Source organism: Olivibacter sp. EAT-5 (assembly GCF_044784325.1).
Classification (GTDB): domain Bacteria; phylum Bacteroidota; class Bacteroidia; order Sphingobacteriales; family Sphingobacteriaceae; genus Olivibacter; species Olivibacter oleidegradans.
The window spans coordinates 3695409-3712521 of record NZ_CP173028.1; the positions used below are offsets into that span (position 1 = coordinate 3695409).

Genomic DNA, 17113 nt, shown 5'->3' on the forward strand with positions numbered 1-17113 from the left:
CGAAAATGAAAAATCGTTTAAATGGATATATGCTGTTGTTTTGCGTGACGGTTTCGGTAAGCGTCGCGAAGGCACAATACACTCTTAAAAAAGACTTTATCGAAAAGAATCTAAATGAAGCGATAAAGCAAATAGACTATTTAGGTTCTAACACTCCAAGCGAAAAACTTCCACGAACTTATGAAGCAGGGAAATCAATATCATCCGGTACGGGATGGTGGACCTCGGGATTTTATCCAGGTACACTTTTGTATTTATATGAGTACAGCGGTAACGAGGAACTCCTGAATAGAGCAAAACAGAAGTTGAAATTACTGGAAAAGGAAAAAAACAACACGACTACCCATGATTTAGGCTTTATGCTCTATTGCAGTTTTGGTAATATTTTACGCCTTACCGGGGATCGTAGTGCTTACAAGGACGTTCTTTTGACCGGAGCCAATTCGTTAATTAGCCGCTTCAATCCTGTTACTAAAACAATCCGTTCGTGGGAGGGGTGGACTTATCCGGTAATCATCGATAATATGATGAACCTCGAATTTCTGACGCAAGCCAGTAAAATTAGCGGTGAGAAAAAATATCAAGATATTGCCATTACCCATGCCAATACCACAATGAAAAATCATTATCGTAACGATATGAGTTGTTATCATGTAGTAGATTACAATCCGCAAACAGGCGACATCGTGGCAAAAAAAACAGCGCAAGGTGCCTTTGATGAATCAGCATGGGCACGTGGGCAAGCTTGGGGTTTGTATGGTTATACAATGATGTATCGGGAAACCAAACGGAAGGAATACTTGCAATTTGCGAAGAAAATCGCAACATATATCCTAAATCATCCAAATATGCCGGATGATGGCGTACCTTTTTGGGATTTTAATGCGCCTGATTTGCCGGCAAGCAGCCCATATGCCAGTCAATATAAGCAGTATCGTGATGCTTCTGCCGCAGCTATTATCGCTTCAGCCTTACTGGAGCTGAGCACTTATGTCAAGAATACCAAGGCGAAGGAGTATGTAAATGCAGCTGAGAAGATGCTCGTCAGTCTTTCATCGGATTCCTATAAAGCTCCTATTGGAAGCAACGGCGGTTTTATTTTGATGCACAGTGTCGGCTCTATACCTCATAAGAGTGAGATCGATGTGCCCTTAACCTACGCAGATTACTATTATGTAGAGGCCTTGCTTAGATACCGAAATTTGTTAAGGAATTAAGACGAAGGGGAGGAAAATCCCTCCCCTTAGCTTGTTAACGCGAAAGTCATTTGTCTACAATTGCCCTAAAAGTTAGGTTAATCCTTGCTTCAACTAATTTTGGCACCTTGGGTAAGCTATGTTGCCAATGATCTTGTATGGTACCTTTCATGACCAGAAGACTTCCCGGCAATAAATGGATTTTAACACGTAGTTTTCGATCTCGATAATGCCGGAACAGAAAAGGTCGCGATGCTCCAAAGCTTAAGGATGCAATGGTTGGATTCTTGCCCAATGACTTTTCGTTATCTCGATGCCAGCCCATGCTATCGGTTCCATTTCGATAATAATTAAGCAATACCGTGCTAAATTTAATATTCAAAAAGGTTTCCACCTTCTCTTTCACAAGTAATAGTTCAGGAAACCATTGCTGCGGTTTCATCGTTATGCCCGAATAACTATACGGTTTGTGGGTATCGCCGTAAAGAGCCGTTAGACGCGGTTGCAAGATCTCTTTACCCATAATTTTAACAGGCTCCTGACGCCAAGTTGTTTTTTGTTTAAGTACATCAAATAGATGATGCTCTTCTGATCGCGTGAAGAAATTTTCATAGAAATAAACTTCTCCATCCTTTGGCAATAAATTTCCATGCATAGTCTATGGTTTATTTCTCTACCTGAAGTTCCGCCCGAACAGCTTCCCAACCAATAATCGCTTGCTTTCTCGAACTCCCCCAATGATAATTGCCGGTGTCTCCGGTTGATTTAATTACACGATGACAAGGTATCAACAAGGCTACCGGATTCGCCCCAACGGCACTTCCTACTGCTCGTGAAGCTAGCTTGTTGCCAGTTCGTTCAGCCAATTGGGCATAAGTAGTAAGCGTGCCTGTGGGAACTTGCAAAAGTGTTTCCCAAACTTTAATCTGGAATGGGGTGCCTTTTAAATGTAATTTAATCTCTTTTATTTTGCTCCAATCTTGATCAAAAATAAAGAGTGCATGCTGCTGGAAATTGTCAACCAGCTGCTGATAGCGTGCATTTGGAAAGGTAGATCTCAAGGTATCAAATCCGATACCCCTTCCTTCATCTGCAAATGCCATATAACAGATTCCTTTATGCGTAGAAGCCACGATGATATTACCAAATGGACTCTCGGCAAAACTATAATTGATCGTTAGCGAAGCACCACCATTTTTATACTCGCCAGGTGTCATCCCTTCGATGTTTATAAAAAGATCATGTAATCGGCCAGTACCTGAAAGTCCGCTTTCGTATGCAGTGTCGAATAGCGTCGAGCAATTTTCCTTAAGCATATTTTTGGCATGCTCAATCGTAAGATATTGTATGAATTTTTTAGGCGAAACTCCTGCCCAATCCTGAAACATTCGCTGAAAATGGAATGGACTCAAGTGGACATGTTCGGCGATTTGTTCCAAACTAGGTTGGCTTTTGAAGTGTTCCTTGATAAAAGCAATGGATGCTGCGATCCTATTAAAATCTATTTGCTGTTGCGTTTCCATAAACAATCTATTTTCTTCAAAAGTAGTCAAAGCCAACCGGTGACGAAACCCGAATCTTGCGCGTTTAATAAATTCAAAAGTAGAAATTCAAGACTAGAAAATCAGAAAATTCAGCGCATAATGCGATGTTATTTATCAAGGTGTTGCTTGAAGAATAAAATATTTCGGTTCAACACGTCCTGCATGGGGGTTGGTTGAATAGTTTCATACCAAGGGTGTTTTCGTCCAAAAACATGATCGGATGAAACGGTTACCATAACCGCTCTGCCATTGGCTTCTTTTAAGTTGTATGCATGATTTAAAGGTACGTTTATATCTTCGGTACCATGACAAATCATCCAGGGGATATTGATAGAGGAGGCAGCTTTTATAATATCCAATCGTGTGCCATTATTTAAATAATCCTCATACAGTTGGTAATTTAGTGGCATTTTTTGTCTTGTACGACCATTTACATAATAAGCAACACCCGTTTGTTTCCAATCGCTTATTTTTTCTTTTGGCCAATCGCCCCAGGGTGTTTTACAGAAGGCAATTGCCGACCAGGTTACGAGTGCTTTGATCCGAGCGTCTTCTGCCGCCTTGATCACACTGATGCCACCGCCCATACTATGGCCGATTAAGCCAATGCTTTTTTTGTCGATGCAACGTCCATATGGATTGCAGTTATTTTGGACCCAATCTATTACCTGTTCAAGATCATGCAATTGCTTGGTGTAGTTGTTTTCACTAAAAGCAGTTAAATCAACAAAATTTTCCGGTTGATCCGGCGAGGTGCCATTGTGAGAAAAATTAAACTTTATAAAGGTAAAGCCGGAAGCAAGGAATTGTTCAGCGATCAGATCGAAGTTGCCCCAGTCTTTGAAGCCGTTGAAACCATGTGCATATATAATGGCGGGTTGATAAGGCCTTGATTCGTTGAAAAAAATATCAAGAACAATAGGCCTATTATTACTACCTCTGATCATTATATTTTTCACTTTTGCCATGAGCCCTCCTTTTTATCCTATAAAGTTACGAAAATTGTGATTAAAGCGGGTAGGCGTTGAGGTGTGGTGAATAAAGTTAGGCAAGAGAATTAGGTCGCTTTACGCCTAATTACCTTAGAAATCCCTGAAATCAGTTAGTTATTAACCATATCCTTTCTCTACTTTTGTTCTGCATAGTAAAAAGAGAAATGACCTTAAAAAATCGATGCCTATATGTGCTGCTTTTTTTTAGCACAATTAGTTTGAGTGCTTGTTTTGAAGTGATTGAAGAGATCAACGTTCATAAAAATGGTTCGGGAAATATGACGGTCACATTAAATTTGAGTCAAAGCAAGACAAAGCTTTCGTCTGTGATGCTATTGGATAGCATAAACGGTTATAAAGTTCCGGATAAGGTTCAAATCCAACGAAATCTAAACGAAGCCGTTGCGATACTGAAAAAAACGCCGGGAATAAGTAGTGTTAAGCATCGGGTAGATTTTGAGAATTTTATTGCCTTTGTCAGTTTTTCTTTTGAAAAAGTAGATAATCTGAATCATCTCAGTAAAATCATTTATGAGAAATTAAAGATAAAACCCACTGGAAAGTCTTTATACAATTTCGATACGAGAACACAATTATTTTCCCGCAACTATACTTATGCACAGGAGGCCAAAAGTGCTTATATGAAGCTTAAAGAAACTGATAAGCAGGTGTTTAAGAATGCTTCATATACCTGTATTTATCGTTTTGATAGCGTTGTTAAGCAATCAACCAACAAACAAGCAAAACTATCAGGTACAAAGAAAGCGGTTATGCTTCACACTTCTATATTGGACTTGATCAACGGCAGGGCCAATATCACCAATCAAATACAATTAGTTAATAATTGAGAACAAAAATATGCAGAGAACTAAACTTTTATTGAGCTTTCTAAGCCTATTCTTTTCACATAATATAATAGCACAACGGCTTGCTCCGAGGATTCCGAAAGACGCTTTCGCAGTGGCGACTATTAATGGGCGCAATTTTTTTGATTTGATAGGTATCGATCAATTTAATCGGTCGAAAATAGGACAGGCACTGATTGCCAAATTGAATAAAACAAATAATGGCAATCTACAGGGATTGGAAGATTTAGGTTTTAACCTAAATGCGCAGGTATATATTTATAGCACCAAAACAGATAGTATACGTTACTACGGTATGTCAATCCCCCTTAGGAGTAGTACTAAGGTGGGAGACTTCCTGAAAACTCTTGGTCAGCCCCAAAAGCTTCAGAATGGTCAGTGGATTTTAGATCTTAACGAAAAAAAACAATTGTTGATCTGGAATGAGCAAACTCTTTATTTACTTAGCGGAGAGTTGCGAAACAGTTTTTTTGAAGATGAAAAGACTGCTGAAAAATACGGAATAGTAAATAAAAAATTAAGTGATGAATATGATGAAGCTGCGCTTGATCCGGCACCCTTAATGGACTCAGTGGATGTCGAGTGGGACGCTGTTGATTCTTTGAATAAAGATGACTTCCCCTTGGATTCAACTGCTGTAGACAGTTATAATTTGGCCCCACCTGTGGCAGAACATGAAATAGCTGATGCGGCTCGCGACTCAATGTACGATGCTTACTATGCAAGTATTGCGGCAGATGATTCGATAAAAAGCAGATTGTTGAAAGAATGGCTGTATAAGGAGGCTGTACGATTGGTCGAATCGCAAGAAGCATTCGGTAATCCGTCTTTTAAAAAATCGTATCGGAAAAATGCAATGGCAAGTCTTTGGCTTAGGGATATCAATGAACTCTATCAAGATTTGCTGCCTGGTGTGCATAGCGCTTATGCTTCTCTTCTGGGGGTAAAGACTGAAAAAGTTGGCACTGGCTTTGAAAGCGCTAATGTTTATTTAACCTTTGATAAGAACACTGCAACACTTGATGGCTCCATAGGGCTTTCGAATAACCTTGCCGAAGCCTACCGTAGGATATATAATCGGAAACTGAATAAAAGGTTCTTTAAATATTTGAGCAAAGATGCCATTGCCTATACATCAGTCGCAATTAATACAGAGAATTACTTAAAAGAGCTGCCAATATTAATGCAACAATATTACGGTAATTTGCTTGGTCGATATGAAAAGGAAATAGATCTAGGGTCTTCTATATTTTCACTTTTACTAGACGAAAAAGCGATTGGCAAAGCAATTAAGGGTGATGGTATCTTCGCTTTAACTGCTATAAAAGAACAGGAAGTGAAATATACGACCTACGAGTATGACGAGGATTATAATTCCGTTGAGGTTGAAAAGACTAAAAAAGAGAGTATACCCGCATTTTTGGCTATGTTTTCTTCTACTGATATGAACCTGTTCAAAAAAGCACTTGCCCTTGGGGTTGCTAGGGCCAAACTGACGGAGAATGAGGGTATTTATACAATTAGCGGACTAAAAGGGCCGCTGGAAGTTCATGTTTTATTAAAGGACGGTATCATATTCTTTGGTACGGCACTAGATGATTTACGGAACATTCAATACAATCGATATGAAAGTGACTTATCTTCCAAACACAAAAAATTGCTGAACGATAATAAGTTTACTCTTATTTTCAATAGTAAAAAAATGGTGAAGGCAATTAATTCGTTGGAGATACCCGCCACCAAACAAGCCTTGGCGCTACAAGACAAAATTCAGGGCTTAGGCGACTTTTATTTTACTTCAAAGGGTGTTAAAGGTAAAAAAATGGTTGGCAGCTTCCGGGCCGAACTTCCAGGCTCGAAGAGAAATGCCTTACAATATATATTGGATGTAGTCGAAAGTACGGCTTTTAGACCTTAATTTATTAGTAAGTTTGGGTATGAAGAAAAAAGTACTGATCGGTGTGTTGGCTATTCTTGGCGTGGGATTAACATGTTGCGGTTATTTGGTATATCGTCAAAAGCAATCTTACCAACAGTACATCCCAAAAAATGCGTCCACTTTGTTTCGTGTAAATGTGGATGCATTATTACGGTCAATAGCTTGGAATGCGGTTTTAAATCCCGGATATTATTTTGACTCAGATAAGAAAAAGCACAAGAAATCTTTTGATTTAGGAGATTCGGGACTCCATATTCCGGCTAATATCTTTTTCTTTACGATAGAGCCTGATGACGCCACATTTTTCTCGGTATTCAGTATCGATGACTTCGATGAACTTCAATGTTATACGAAAAACATATTAGGTATTTCGAAACTTCAGACTGTGGATTCACTTGTTTTCCAAGGAACTGCATTTAACGGAAAATTATGCTTGATGTTCACAAAAGACCGATTAGCACTTTGTGTCTCGGCTTCCAAGGTAGAGAAATTCAACCTGCTTCGGAGCCTTATCCGGCAGGAGGGGAGCATGACAACTGTTGAGCAGTCGCCTTTTTACGAAGCAATTAAAACACAACATGAGCTGGTCTATACAAACGGCGCTTCGATTATAGATGCGGATTTTGGACGGGGATCCTTATCACTTAGTGGAGATATCAAAACGGCTTTGGTTAAAGGTGTAAAGCGCTTATATCCAAAGCAATTTGAATCGAATAGCTTAATCAAATTCTGGCTAGCAGCAGACATTACGCCGCTATTGGCGCGGCAACGAAAATTTTTTGAAAAACATCACATCCCTGTCGATACCTTATTACGCTATTACGGAACTTATATGGATCTGGAATGGAAAAAGAATCTTACTCTTCAGCAGGATACGATTATTACTTACGACTATAATGACAATTTCGAAAGGGTAGAGCAGCGAGTAGTTCGCAAAGAACGTGTCCCCGAAATCTATCTTTCGTTTCAAGCATCACCCCATTTAGCAAATTATCTCCCGAAACAACTTTTTTATAAGTTTCAGCACGAAAGCCGAGCTGATCGTTTGTTCTTTGGCACGGGCAGAAAATACCAACAAAGTAATCGTGATCATCTTTCTAATGATTTTTTTTATTTATATATAGATAGTAAAGGTTTGAGGAATCAAGGAGACTATCCGTTGTTACCCCCATCTTTTAAGCGTCTTGAAAAAATGGAATTTAGTGCTCAAAAGTTGGCTGATGAGCATATTCATCTAGACGGAAAATTGCATTTTGAAAATAGCTCAGTCAATGGCCTGGTACAATTGCTTCGGGGTAATTAAATTAAACCTTTCGCAGCCTATCCGTCTCTCTATCTTGCGCGAAGTCTTTTTTCAGCAGATATAATACCGCAAGGGCTGCTAGCAGCAAGAGGAGTGTCATTGAGGCAATCAACTGCTTCTTTGTACTTGGAAATATCGTATTTAATTGCATAATCAACGATATCAATGATAAACCAATGCCCGACCCAAAAAAATAAGACGTAGTGTTGACGCCTGAGGCCACGCCCTGGTGGTCAACAGGGATTTGATTTAATGCCATAACGGTTAAGCTGGGGATTGATATGGCCATGCCCGCACCTGTTACGCAGGCAATCGAAAATACCAAATAAACAAATAATTGATAATGCATGCTGACGATTAACAGTAATGCTCCAAAAAACATCAATGACATTCCTAATCTGGCGATACGAATAATTTTAAAACGTTTGATTAAACAGGGCAATAGAAACCTGGATATCAAAGCGGAACCGACGCTAAAAGGAAAGAGTAGTAAGCCCGCCTTGGCAGCTGAAAATCCCAAAATTTCCTGTAGATAAAAGGAAAGAACAAGTAAATAGCTGAGAAAAAAAGATCCCAATAGAAAAATTGCTTTATTGCCTATTTGTACATTGCGGCCCTTAAGTAGTGCAAAGTTTATTAAGGGATTTTTGTGATGTCCGGATCTTTTTATAAAATACACTAGGCTTAAAGTTATTAAGCTTAGCAATACAATAACCTGAATTGGTTTGTAGATAAGCGTTGGAATCGCGTGTATAAAATACGAAAGAAGAATAATGCAAAAAGATAGTATGATACCCGATAAAAAATCCGGTGGGATCGTATCGGTTGTTTGGGTGTCCGATTCCAATATGATAAAGGCTAGGATCAAGCTCATACTTATAATGGGAACGTTTATAAAAAAGATCCATTGCCACCCTAAGGAAGAAGCAATGATGCCACCTAACGACAGCCCACAGCCCGATCCAATGGCAGCGAACGAACTGAATATACCCAGCGCTTTGCTTCTAGCAGCCTCAGTTACAAATGTATTTGTAATGATTGCCATGGCGGACGGCATGAGAAGGGCCGCACCTAAGCCTTGGATGGCCCGAAAAAAAAACAAGAATTCGAAGGAGTTTGCTTTGCCCGCGCCAATAGAGGTTATTAGAAATAACAAAGCACCGGACATAAAAACTTTCTTTCTTCCCCAAATATCCGCGAGCTTACCGCCTATAATTAGAAATCCGCCGTATAGAAGAACATAAATGGTTTGCAGCCATTGTGATTGCTCTTCTTTTAGATGAAAGTGTTTTTGTATTAGAGGGAGCGCAAGATTCATGATGGCAAGGTCCAAAGCTTCTAGAAAAACTGCTGAACAGGCAATAAATAATATAATCGAATTTTTGTTTTTCATAAGCGGTGTTCTGATGCAAAAGTATGTGTTTTAAATTTTAAGTTGTTTTAATTGTTACTTTTGGGTAAATTTTCTGTTTTATTTGCTATATATAGAATATTGATCTTTTAATATGTCGTTTACTTAATGGAAAAAGAACAAGGCGCGAAAGCATCGGTAAATTTGGATGCAAAGGATTATGAGATATTGAAACTTTTGCAGGAAAATGCAAAGTTGACAATTCGAGAGATAGCACATAAGATTCATTTGAGTGCTACGCCCGTTCATGAGCGGATAAAACGCCTGGAACAGAACGGGATTATTAAACGGTATACTGCTTTGTTAAATCATCGTGCTCTGGGAGAAAGTTTAACAGCCATTTGCTACGTTTCGTTAAAAGAGCACACCAAAAAGGCTGGCGCTCTTTTCGTTCAGGCCATTGCTGGCTTAGAAAGGGTCATCGAGTGTTATAATATCTCAGGCGAGTTCGATTTTATGCTGAAAGTCATTGCATCAAATATGGCGGACTATCACCGTTTTCATGTTGATGCATTAAGCGAAATACCGGGAGTTGGTAATATTCAAACAGTGTTTGTGATGGACGTTATTGTAGAACGGGAACGCCTACTCGTAAACAGCTTCATGTAATCAGACATCTTTAGTTTTTGTGTCTAATTTTTTCTTCAAATAGTCAACAAAGGAAGGGCTTACTTTATCTTCTTCCATATTACTTAACTCCAGCTCAAGGGCTGTTGTACTTTTCTGTATTTCAATCAAGGAAATAATAAGTGATATAGTAAAGAAAATTAAACTGAGTCCGAAAAGCAGTTCGGCCCAAAACAACCATTTCAAAAATATGAATAGCATACATACAACACAGGCTACAAAGCTTAAAACACCATAGGCCTGCATATATTTAATCAAGCGTAATCGGTAGCGTAGATTTTTTATTTGACCATGAATGACACCACTTCGATTGTTTTCGAGATATTTGGCATGTAAACTTCTCACTAAGCTGGCGAGCGCTAAAAAGCGATTTGTGTACGCTAACATAATCAGGCTGATAGCTGGAAACAGCAGGGCGGGTGTGGTGATCGTAATCATTATTATTGTGTTTTTTTCTATACTAAATTGCAGGCTTATTGTTTTATAAGCCTTGACTCCTCTAAATCTAGATTGTGTTCCAATTGCCTAATGACATGATCATCATACTTTTTCTCTTTACGTAATTTATTAAGTCCTTCTCTTCGATGGGTGATTAGTTCCAACATGATCCGTCTGTATAACATCCGAACAGAAATCAGTTTTTCTTTCTTCTCCTGTTCTTGCAACGAGCTTTCGGTGGCGTCGATACTACGCTGTAGCTGTTCCTTGATTCGTGCGATGGTGGGATGTTCTTCCATCTCACGATCATACTTCCTGTCAAGATATTTGATACTTGATTTGGCCAATTGAAGACGAATGGCTTCCAACTGATCTTCCGTTGGAACATATTCATCTATCTCTTCAATCTTTAAAAGTTTTAGAAAAAAGGGCAAAGTAAGTCCTTGGAAAACCAAGGTGATAAGGATGACTACAAAAGTAATGAATAAAATGAGGTTGCGATGAGGAAAAGCTTCACCATTTTCAAGTGTAAGTGGTATAGCTAATGCAGAAGCCAACGATACTACGCCACGCATGCCTGCCCATCCGATGGCAAAGGGCAATTTAAAGCCGGGGCTTGTTTCTTTATCGCGTATTCTTTTGCTGACAAGGCGGGGTATAAAAGCAGCTAAATAAACGAGTGTAAGACGGAGTAAAATTACGACGGCACTAATAATTAGCGCATATTGAATCGCCTCTTTCTTAGAATAACCTTCTAATCCATTTACGATCACGGGAAGTTCTAAGCCAATTAGAATAAAAACAAACCCATTTAAGAGAAATCCGACAGTAGCCCATACTTCGGTGGCTTGTATCCGCGTATGATAGTTTAGGAAGTCTTTAGATCGAAAAGACAAGAACAGACCGCCACTTACCACGGCTAGGACGCCCGACCACTCAAAGGATTCGGCCACAAGGTACATGAGGTAAGGAGCTATTAATGTGATTGGTGTAGTTATATTGGACGATTTTGCTAAGTAGCGAAGCACGAAGTACAAGATATGAGCAATGGCTAAACCAACAACAACACCCATTATCGATAACGTAGCAAATTCCAGAAGGGCTTCCTGCAATATAAAATGTCCGGTTAGAACAGCCGCTAAGGCAAAGCGAAATACCGTTAATGATGCTGCATCATTTACAAGGCTTTCTCCTTCAAGAATAGCAAGACCTCTTTTAGGCATGGTAACTCCTTTTAATACGGAGGTAGCAGCTACAGCATCAGGAGGTGAAATGATGCCCCCTAATAAAAAACCCATAGCAAGTGTGAAGCCAGGGATAGTCATAACAGAAATGTAGGCGACGGCCAGAGAGGTGAATAGTACTAAACCAAAGCCAAGTAAACCAATGGAACGTCTCCACTTCCAAAACTCATTCCAAGAGGTATACCATGCTGCTTCGAAAAGCAAAGGTGGTAAGAAAATCAGAAATACCAAATCCGGGTTGATGCTTATCGCCCGTACGCCGGGAATAAAACAAATTCCCAAGCCACCGATAACTAATAAGATAGGATAGGAAATTTTTAGGCGTTGACTTAACAAGTACAACATGGCCATGGCGAAAAATAAAGCCAATACTAAAAGCAGTTTCTCATGAATCATGTAGTAAAAATAAAAAGAAATTTCAAGGAAGGTAGGGGATGATGTAAGAACCGTTGATCGGCATGATGCCGCAATCGGATTTATATTGGCGCAAGAAATTCACTTACGCCAATATACGTATCTTCTTAATGCGAGCTTATTTCTTTCGGAAATTTATCGGCAGTTAAATTTAAATTGATATTGTGCTCTAAGTAAGCTTTTAGTCCATCTAAAACGGTGGTGAAACCGCCTGTATTGTCATTCACCGCCTGTACCAATTCGTTCCCTGTCTGCGGGAATCCGTTGTTTTTAATAACAACGTAAGTCCTGTTTTCATCGATCGCCGTAAAAAGAAAATCTACGGTTGTTGCGGGCTCGTTCCATACAATGGATATTTTCTCGTTTTTAATTAATTCTTTTACCGTAACATCGCTTGAAACGTTGTACATTTCCCATTCCCAAGTAACAGTCTTTCCCACTTCTAACGGTCCGCTCGCTTTCGTAAACCAAAAGTTCTTAGTGATAGCCGGATCAATGAAAGCTTGGTAAACTGCTGAAACAGGTCTTCTTATAAGCATCTGGACTTCAACTTGCGCTCTTTGATTTTCCATAACGTTTTTATCTATAATTCGGTTAATATTTCAGTATACTCCTTTTCCATTTGGTTATGTACACCCCAAAAACCTGCTGGTTCGCGTCTTTCCAATCGAGCAACAAGAATGCCAAGATGGGTATGCCAACCGCTAGCTACGCTGATGCGTGCCTCAACAGCTTCTAAGTGACGATGGGTTAATACTAATAATATCTTTTCTTCTTGTTTGTGAAGTTCGAACGTCACTTCCGAACCATCTCCCCATGTAAAAGTCAATAGATAGGGTGGTGTACACTGAATTACCGTGCCACTGAAGCTATTGCCGTGTTCATAACACTTATATTTGTCGGGAGGTGTCTCTTGATAGGATGATAGATTGGCGTGAACAAAATTTAAATTGACCTTACCGCCAACTTTTAAGTCCATTTCGCCGCTGTCCAGCCACTTTTCTCTTTTATCAGATTCAGTAATGTAAGCCCATACACGTTCAATGGGGCCTGGCAGTAAACGCTCAAAGCGAATAGTGCCTGGCGCAATGATTTTTCCATAATTTTCCATATTCGTATCATTTTTGTTTTAATTCTTTTTTTACAAATTGAGCATCCTGCCTAACTTGATATCATAGGTTCTAGATAAGAAGACAGCTAGATCCAAATCATAGACTAATGAGCGTTGCTCGTGTTCATTTTTTCCAGATAATCTACTCGTTGTTTAAAAGATCCTCTAATGTATCCAAGCGATCATTCCAGAACGTACGATACTTCTCTACCCACTCCGATACCTCTTTTAATGAACGCAAATTTGCGTTACAAAAGCGCTCCCTGCCTTTCTGATGAATTGTTATCAAGCCACATTCCCTAAGAATGCGGATATGCTTTGAGACGGCCGGCCGGCTAATGTCAAAACGGTCAGCCACCGTATTCAAATTAAGTGGCTGTTTAGCTATCAATTGAATAATTGCACGTCTCGTAGGATCGGCTATTGCCTGAAATACATCTCGTCTAGTTTCCATGTGTTCATTTATATGTAACCATTTGGTTTCAAATTTAAAAAGAAACCAAATGGTTACCAAATGTTTTTTACTTTTTTACTGATTATTTTTGTTTTGCCGGATGCAATGTAATAACAGACGATCTATATATTCGTTTTTTACCCTTAGAATGTCGCTTTTCTACCCGGTTAGCTAGCCGGTTACCTTCTACCTTTGTAATAAACACATTGGATTATGTTAGTTGACAAAAAGAAGTTGTCGAATTCATTAAAGAAAACGTTCGACACGTTTATAGAATCGATCTCAAAGTTCGATCGTCAGGAAATCAATCACCAACAGAATATGGGTGAATGGACAGCGGGACAAGTGGCCGATCATGTCATTAAGGCTACTGGCGGTTTACCTGATAGCCATGTAGAGAAGTCAGTACGCGAAGTGGACTTATATGTGGAATCCTTACAAGATATTTTCCTAAACTTTGAGATAAAAATGGAGTCGCCGGATTTTATTTACCCGGAAAATGGACCTTTTAATAGAGATGAATTGATAACCGATCTTGAACTTAACAAGCAGCGATACGTTGATATTATTCAGAATGAAGACCTGAGGGTCGTATGTTTAGATTTTGAATTTCCAACTTATGGCTTTCTTACACGTTACGAATGGTTGATGTTTATACAGTTCCATACCCAGCGACATAACCATCAATTGATGCAAATATTTAAGGGCCTTTGACAAAAAGGCGCTAAGCTATTCATTACCGATAGGTTAGCGCAATGAAATTACGGATTACGAAGATACCAGTCACGTATAATCACTTTAATAGATGAATCTTTTTCGTTTACGAGCTGCTTATAACTGAATATGTCGCTTTTTCCATTTTGACCTCTATAGTGATAAGGATAGACCATTTTCGGTTTAAATGCAAGGGTGGCTTCGGCAGCTTGCTTAACGGTCATGGTGTAAGGTAAGTTCATGCAGAGGAAAGCAATGTCGATATCCTTTAACTCACGCATTTCCGGAATATCTTCAGTATCTCCGCTTATATAAATACGTTTGTTGCCCAGCGTAATAATATAACCATTTCCCCTTCCTTTTGTATGAAATGCGTCAGCGGATTCAGGGAGATTATACATAGGTACGGCCTCGATTTTTATATCATTTAGGTCGACGGTTTCACCGTTCTTGATCAGATGCGATTGTTTTCTTAAGTCGTCTGGCAATTGCTCGGCAACAACAGGGGGAACAATGAGTATTGATCTCGAAAGATCAAGATTTTTTAGACTGGAAATATTGAAATGATCACCATGTATATCTGTTATAAAAATAAGATCAGGGCTCTTTACTTTATTTAACTTTTCTTTTTCTGTGCTTGGATCAAATAGAAGCGTTTTTTCCTTCCAAGTTATTGCAAAAGTTGCGTGTTCGATAGGGTAAATGGTAATATCGTCAATTTTATCTTGGGCTTTGACCGATCTGAGTGCTGAGAAGCAGATGCATATAAAAAAGATATATTTAATCATTTTGGATTAGCTTTAATTTATTCTAAACTAGAAAAAATACATGGTATACGCAACTAAACATGCATGCTTTTCTTAATATTAACAACGCGATATCTTAATAAAGGTATAATACTTGCTGTGTACATTTGCATTAGTCGGAATGGAATTTATAAGTTGATGTGTTATGACAAATGTTAGGAGGCAGCCAGTACTACTGGGAAGTTTGATAGATGATGCTTTTAAAATTAGACCTTTACCTGCTCCAAGTGGGAAATGGCCATATAGATTGAAGTTAAAACAAATTCTCCCGGAAATCGATGAACAGACAGCCACCATGAGCTTTCATGTGGTTGGAGATACCGGAAGTATGAAAGAAAGGACATTTCAGCATAAAGTGGCCCGAGAAATGACTAAGCAGCTTCTTGCAAAAAATAACTCGTGTACACCCGTTTTTATGTTGCACATGGGCGACGTCGTATACAATTACGGTGAGGCAAGCGAGTATCCGGCGCAGTTTTTTAGACCATACGAACAGTACCCGGCACCCATATTTGCCTTGGCGGGTAATCATGACGCGGATATTAATCCGGAATCTTCGGAGGGATACGATAGTTTAGAAGCTTTTACACAGGTTTTCTGCGCGAAGACAAGTGACAAAATTGCTTTCTCCGGTGGAAGTAATCGTTTCAGTATGATACAACCTAATGTCTACTGGACTTTGGTTACGCCGCTGGCTAATATCATTTGTTTATATGGGAATGCTACCAAATACGGCTTTATCACAGAGCAGCAAGAAGCATGGTTTATCCAAGAATTATTGTCGACACACACAGAGCGTCCTAAAAAAGCCATCATTGTTTGTATTCATCAAGCTCCCTACTCGGCTGATACGAATCATGGCTCCAGTTTAAATATGATAACTTTTTTAGAACGCGCATTTCATGCAGCGGGAGTCAAACCGGATCTGGTGCTTAGTGGTCATGTGCATAATTATCAGCGATTTAGTAAACGATACGCCGATGGTTCTGTGATTCCTTATGTAGTATCTGGGGCAGGGGGATACGCTGATCTGCACCGCATAGCTGAACCGGGTAATCCTTTAGTAGTAGATAATTTACCTATTATGAGACAGGTGCAACTTGAAAATTATTGTGATACCCATCACGGTTTTTTAAAGATTACACTTAGCAAGCAAGAAGTAGGTATACTGATTTCATGCGAATATTTTACCTTCCGGCAGGACGCACATGGGGATGAAGCCACATTATTTGAACGTTTCTATGTGCCTGTTAGCTATCCCGAATATCAAGTGTCAATCCATTAGCAAATTCAGGCCTTCTATAGATCGGTTCAGTTTTTTATCCCAAATGGCCTGTTGCGCTCTATTCATCATATGCTCAGTCTCCGCGTCATACCGGAGCTGCATTGCCTGGTATTTATTGGAGACTTTATTAAAAAGAGTAGCAGCCTCCTGCTTATAATGTGAGGTGTATTTTCGTGCATTGAGCCGGCTAATTAATTCATGCTGCATGAGTAAACCTATTTTAAAATGGCCCTGTTCATGGTTTAATACTTCGGCGAGTACTTCAGGTGTTTTGATTTTGTCGAATTTTATCCAAGACTCTCTTGGGTTTATATCTAAGAAAACGTGAAACGTGACTTGATAAGAATCTACGCGTTTAAGTGTGGTTGATTGATAGCCGATACGTAATTTCACATGCGATATAAAGGGACTTTTTGGATCCGCTTTGCCTTTAAAATCAGAAATCGTCAATTGACGATATCCTTGGGCGTTTGCTTTATTGCAACTGGATAAAACGGTTGCAAATAATAAGAGTGAAAGTGAGCAGATATATACGAGATTCTTCAACATAAAAAAGAGATCAATTTGCGTATTAAGCAAATGTAGTTAAAGCGCGTTAAACGACAATGATTCGGCCGAATTATAAAAGCAGGTACATATTTCAGCTGCGGCATTGATGACGGATAGCATAACTATGAAATAATAAAAAGGGCAGTAAGATTGAAAGAATAATTTATAATGTGTGAATATTTTTCTCACTTTTTCTCGTTTTGGAAGTAGGCGATATACA

At 39.2% G+C, this 17113-nt stretch carries 18 protein-coding genes; 7 read left to right on the forward strand and 11 right to left on the reverse strand.

Annotated features, from left to right (window positions below; translation table 11 throughout):
• Positions 1–5: 5 nt before the first annotated feature.
• On the forward strand, positions 6–1217 hold the full coding sequence (locus ACH11B_RS15215; protein ID WP_377609719.1) for a glycoside hydrolase family 88 protein: 1212 nt from the start codon (positions 6–8) through the stop codon (positions 1215–1217).
• A 46-nt stretch (positions 1218–1263) separates the two neighbouring features.
• Here ACH11B_RS15215 and ACH11B_RS15220 read toward each other — a convergent pair whose 3' ends face one another.
• The 3 genes from ACH11B_RS15220 to ACH11B_RS15230 all read right to left on the reverse strand — a co-directional run bounded on the left by ACH11B_RS15220 (position 1264) and on the right by ACH11B_RS15230 (position 3708).
• Positions 1264–1851, reverse strand: coding sequence for an alpha-ketoglutarate-dependent dioxygenase AlkB family protein (locus ACH11B_RS15220; protein ID WP_377609717.1), 588 nt, complete (start codon positions 1849–1851; stop codon positions 1264–1266).
• A gap of 10 nt (positions 1852–1861) precedes the next feature.
• Positions 1862–2719, reverse strand: a complete 858-nt coding sequence (locus ACH11B_RS15225; protein ID WP_013666051.1) for a methylated-DNA--[protein]-cysteine S-methyltransferase — start codon at positions 2717–2719, stop codon at positions 1862–1864.
• Positions 2720–2847: 128 nt separating this feature from the next.
• Positions 2848–3708: a S9 family peptidase gene (locus ACH11B_RS15230; RefSeq protein ID WP_130857636.1), complete on the reverse strand. Its 861-nt coding sequence runs from the start codon at positions 3706–3708 to the stop codon at positions 2848–2850.
• Between the two features lie 188 nt (positions 3709–3896).
• On the opposite strand from ACH11B_RS15230, the gene ACH11B_RS15235 reads away from it, so the two are divergent.
• Genes ACH11B_RS15235 through ACH11B_RS15245 form a run of 3 tightly spaced genes read left to right on the forward strand, consistent with a single transcriptional unit; the run spans position 3897 to position 7840 of the window.
• On the forward strand, positions 3897–4580 hold the full coding sequence (locus tag ACH11B_RS15235) for a hypothetical protein (RefSeq protein ID WP_377609715.1): 684 nt from the start codon (positions 3897–3899) through the stop codon (positions 4578–4580).
• A 10-nt stretch (positions 4581–4590) separates the two neighbouring features.
• Entirely contained in the window at positions 4591–6516 is a 1926-nt protein-coding gene (locus tag ACH11B_RS15240; RefSeq protein WP_377609713.1) for a DUF4836 family protein, read from the forward strand.
• Positions 6517–6535: 19 nt separating this feature from the next.
• Positions 6536–7840 (forward strand): hypothetical protein, encoded by a 1305-nt coding sequence (locus tag ACH11B_RS15245; RefSeq protein ID WP_377609711.1) that lies wholly within the window; start codon positions 6536–6538, stop codon positions 7838–7840.
• A 1-nt stretch (position 7841) separates the two neighbouring features.
• Here the strand turns inward: ACH11B_RS15245 and ACH11B_RS15250 are convergent, their stop codons facing one another.
• On the reverse strand, positions 7842–9233 hold the full coding sequence (locus tag ACH11B_RS15250) for an MFS transporter (protein WP_377609710.1): 1392 nt from the start codon (positions 9231–9233) through the stop codon (positions 7842–7844).
• Positions 9234–9359: 126 nt separating this feature from the next.
• Between ACH11B_RS15250 and ACH11B_RS15255 the strand changes: the two genes are divergently transcribed.
• Positions 9360–9860, forward strand: a complete 501-nt coding sequence (locus tag ACH11B_RS15255) for an Lrp/AsnC family transcriptional regulator (protein WP_377609708.1) — start codon at positions 9360–9362, stop codon at positions 9858–9860.
• Here ACH11B_RS15255 and ACH11B_RS15260 read toward each other — a convergent pair whose 3' ends face one another.
• The 5 genes from ACH11B_RS15260 to ACH11B_RS15280 form a co-directional block, all read right to left on the reverse strand.
• Positions 9861–10316 carry a DUF2721 domain-containing protein gene (locus tag ACH11B_RS15260; RefSeq protein ID WP_013666058.1) on the reverse strand — a complete coding sequence of 152 codons (456 nt, stop codon included), beginning with the start codon at positions 10314–10316 and terminating at the stop codon, positions 9861–9863.
• 35 nt (positions 10317–10351) lie between these two features.
• Positions 10352–11956, reverse strand: a complete 1605-nt coding sequence (locus tag ACH11B_RS15265) for a Na+/H+ antiporter (protein WP_013666059.1) — start codon at positions 11954–11956, stop codon at positions 10352–10354.
• Positions 11957–12081: 125 nt separating this feature from the next.
• Positions 12082–12546: an SRPBCC family protein gene (locus ACH11B_RS15270; protein WP_377609705.1), complete on the reverse strand. Its 465-nt coding sequence runs from the start codon at positions 12544–12546 to the stop codon at positions 12082–12084.
• Positions 12547–12557: 11 nt separating this feature from the next.
• Positions 12558–13085, reverse strand: coding sequence for an SRPBCC family protein (locus ACH11B_RS15275; protein ID WP_377609703.1), 528 nt, complete (start codon positions 13083–13085; stop codon positions 12558–12560).
• 142 nt (positions 13086–13227) lie between these two features.
• Positions 13228–13539, reverse strand: a complete 312-nt coding sequence (locus tag ACH11B_RS15280; RefSeq protein WP_041387384.1) for a metalloregulator ArsR/SmtB family transcription factor — start codon at positions 13537–13539, stop codon at positions 13228–13230.
• Positions 13540–13752: 213 nt separating this feature from the next.
• Between ACH11B_RS15280 and ACH11B_RS15285 the strand changes: the two genes are divergently transcribed.
• Positions 13753–14253 carry a hypothetical protein gene (locus ACH11B_RS15285; protein ID WP_377609701.1) on the forward strand — a complete coding sequence of 167 codons (501 nt, stop codon included), beginning with the start codon at positions 13753–13755 and terminating at the stop codon, positions 14251–14253.
• A gap of 47 nt (positions 14254–14300) precedes the next feature.
• On the opposite strand, the gene ACH11B_RS15290 is transcribed toward ACH11B_RS15285, so the two are convergent.
• On the reverse strand, positions 14301–15041 hold the full coding sequence (locus tag ACH11B_RS15290; RefSeq protein ID WP_013666064.1) for an MBL fold metallo-hydrolase: 741 nt from the start codon (positions 15039–15041) through the stop codon (positions 14301–14303).
• A 163-nt stretch (positions 15042–15204) separates the two neighbouring features.
• Between ACH11B_RS15290 and ACH11B_RS15295 the strand changes: the two genes are divergently transcribed.
• Positions 15205–16344 (forward strand): metallophosphoesterase family protein, encoded by a 1140-nt coding sequence (locus ACH11B_RS15295; protein WP_377609698.1) that lies wholly within the window; start codon positions 15205–15207, stop codon positions 16342–16344.
• Here ACH11B_RS15295 and ACH11B_RS15300 read toward each other — a convergent pair.
• Positions 16333–16893 carry a DUF922 domain-containing protein gene (locus ACH11B_RS15300; protein WP_289552691.1) on the reverse strand — a complete coding sequence of 187 codons (561 nt, stop codon included), beginning with the start codon at positions 16891–16893 and terminating at the stop codon, positions 16333–16335. The two genes, ACH11B_RS15295 and ACH11B_RS15300, sit on opposite strands and share 12 nt — an antisense overlap.
• Positions 16894–17113: the final 220 nt, after the last annotated feature.

Bases quoted from the DNA above. Each gene is read 5' to 3' on its own strand.
- ACH11B_RS15250 (WP_377609710.1), bottom strand. From the start codon at position 9,233: ATGAAAAACAAAAATTCGATTATATTATTTATTGCCTGTTCAGCAGTT.
- ACH11B_RS15295 (WP_377609698.1), top strand. From the start codon at position 15,205: ATGACAAATGTTAGGAGGCAGCCAGTACTACTGGGAAGTTTGATAGAT.
- ACH11B_RS15270 (WP_377609705.1), bottom strand. From the start codon at position 12,546: ATGGAAAATCAAAGAGCGCAAGTTGAAGTCCAGATGCTTATAAGAAGA.
- ACH11B_RS15245 (WP_377609711.1), top strand. From the start codon at position 6,536: ATGAAGAAAAAAGTACTGATCGGTGTGTTGGCTATTCTTGGCGTGGGA.
- ACH11B_RS15275 (WP_377609703.1), bottom strand. From the start codon at position 13,085: ATGGAAAATTATGGAAAAATCATTGCGCCAGGCACTATTCGCTTTGAG.
- ACH11B_RS15230 (WP_130857636.1), bottom strand. From the start codon at position 3,708: ATGGCAAAAGTGAAAAATATAATGATCAGAGGTAGTAATAATAGGCCT.
- ACH11B_RS15225 (WP_013666051.1), bottom strand. From the start codon at position 2,719: ATGGAAACGCAACAGCAAATAGATTTTAATAGGATCGCAGCATCCATT.
- ACH11B_RS15290 (WP_013666064.1), bottom strand. From the start codon at position 15,041: ATGATTAAATATATCTTTTTTATATGCATCTGCTTCTCAGCACTCAGA.
- ACH11B_RS15260 (WP_013666058.1), bottom strand. From the start codon at position 10,316: ATGATTACGATCACCACACCCGCCCTGCTGTTTCCAGCTATCAGCCTG.
- ACH11B_RS15220 (WP_377609717.1), bottom strand. From the start codon at position 1,851: ATGCATGGAAATTTATTGCCAAAGGATGGAGAAGTTTATTTCTATGAA.
- ACH11B_RS15300 (WP_289552691.1), bottom strand. From the start codon at position 16,893: ATGTTGAAGAATCTCGTATATATCTGCTCACTTTCACTCTTATTATTT.
- ACH11B_RS15240 (WP_377609713.1), top strand. From the start codon at position 4,591: ATGCAGAGAACTAAACTTTTATTGAGCTTTCTAAGCCTATTCTTTTCA.
- ACH11B_RS15215 (WP_377609719.1), top strand. From the start codon at position 6: ATGAAAAATCGTTTAAATGGATATATGCTGTTGTTTTGCGTGACGGTT.
- ACH11B_RS15255 (WP_377609708.1), top strand. From the start codon at position 9,360: ATGGAAAAAGAACAAGGCGCGAAAGCATCGGTAAATTTGGATGCAAAG.
- ACH11B_RS15265 (WP_013666059.1), bottom strand. From the start codon at position 11,956: ATGATTCATGAGAAACTGCTTTTAGTATTGGCTTTATTTTTCGCCATG.
- ACH11B_RS15285 (WP_377609701.1), top strand. From the start codon at position 13,753: ATGTTAGTTGACAAAAAGAAGTTGTCGAATTCATTAAAGAAAACGTTC.
- ACH11B_RS15280 (WP_041387384.1), bottom strand. From the start codon at position 13,539: ATGGAAACTAGACGAGATGTATTTCAGGCAATAGCCGATCCTACGAGA.
- ACH11B_RS15235 (WP_377609715.1), top strand. From the start codon at position 3,897: ATGACCTTAAAAAATCGATGCCTATATGTGCTGCTTTTTTTTAGCACA.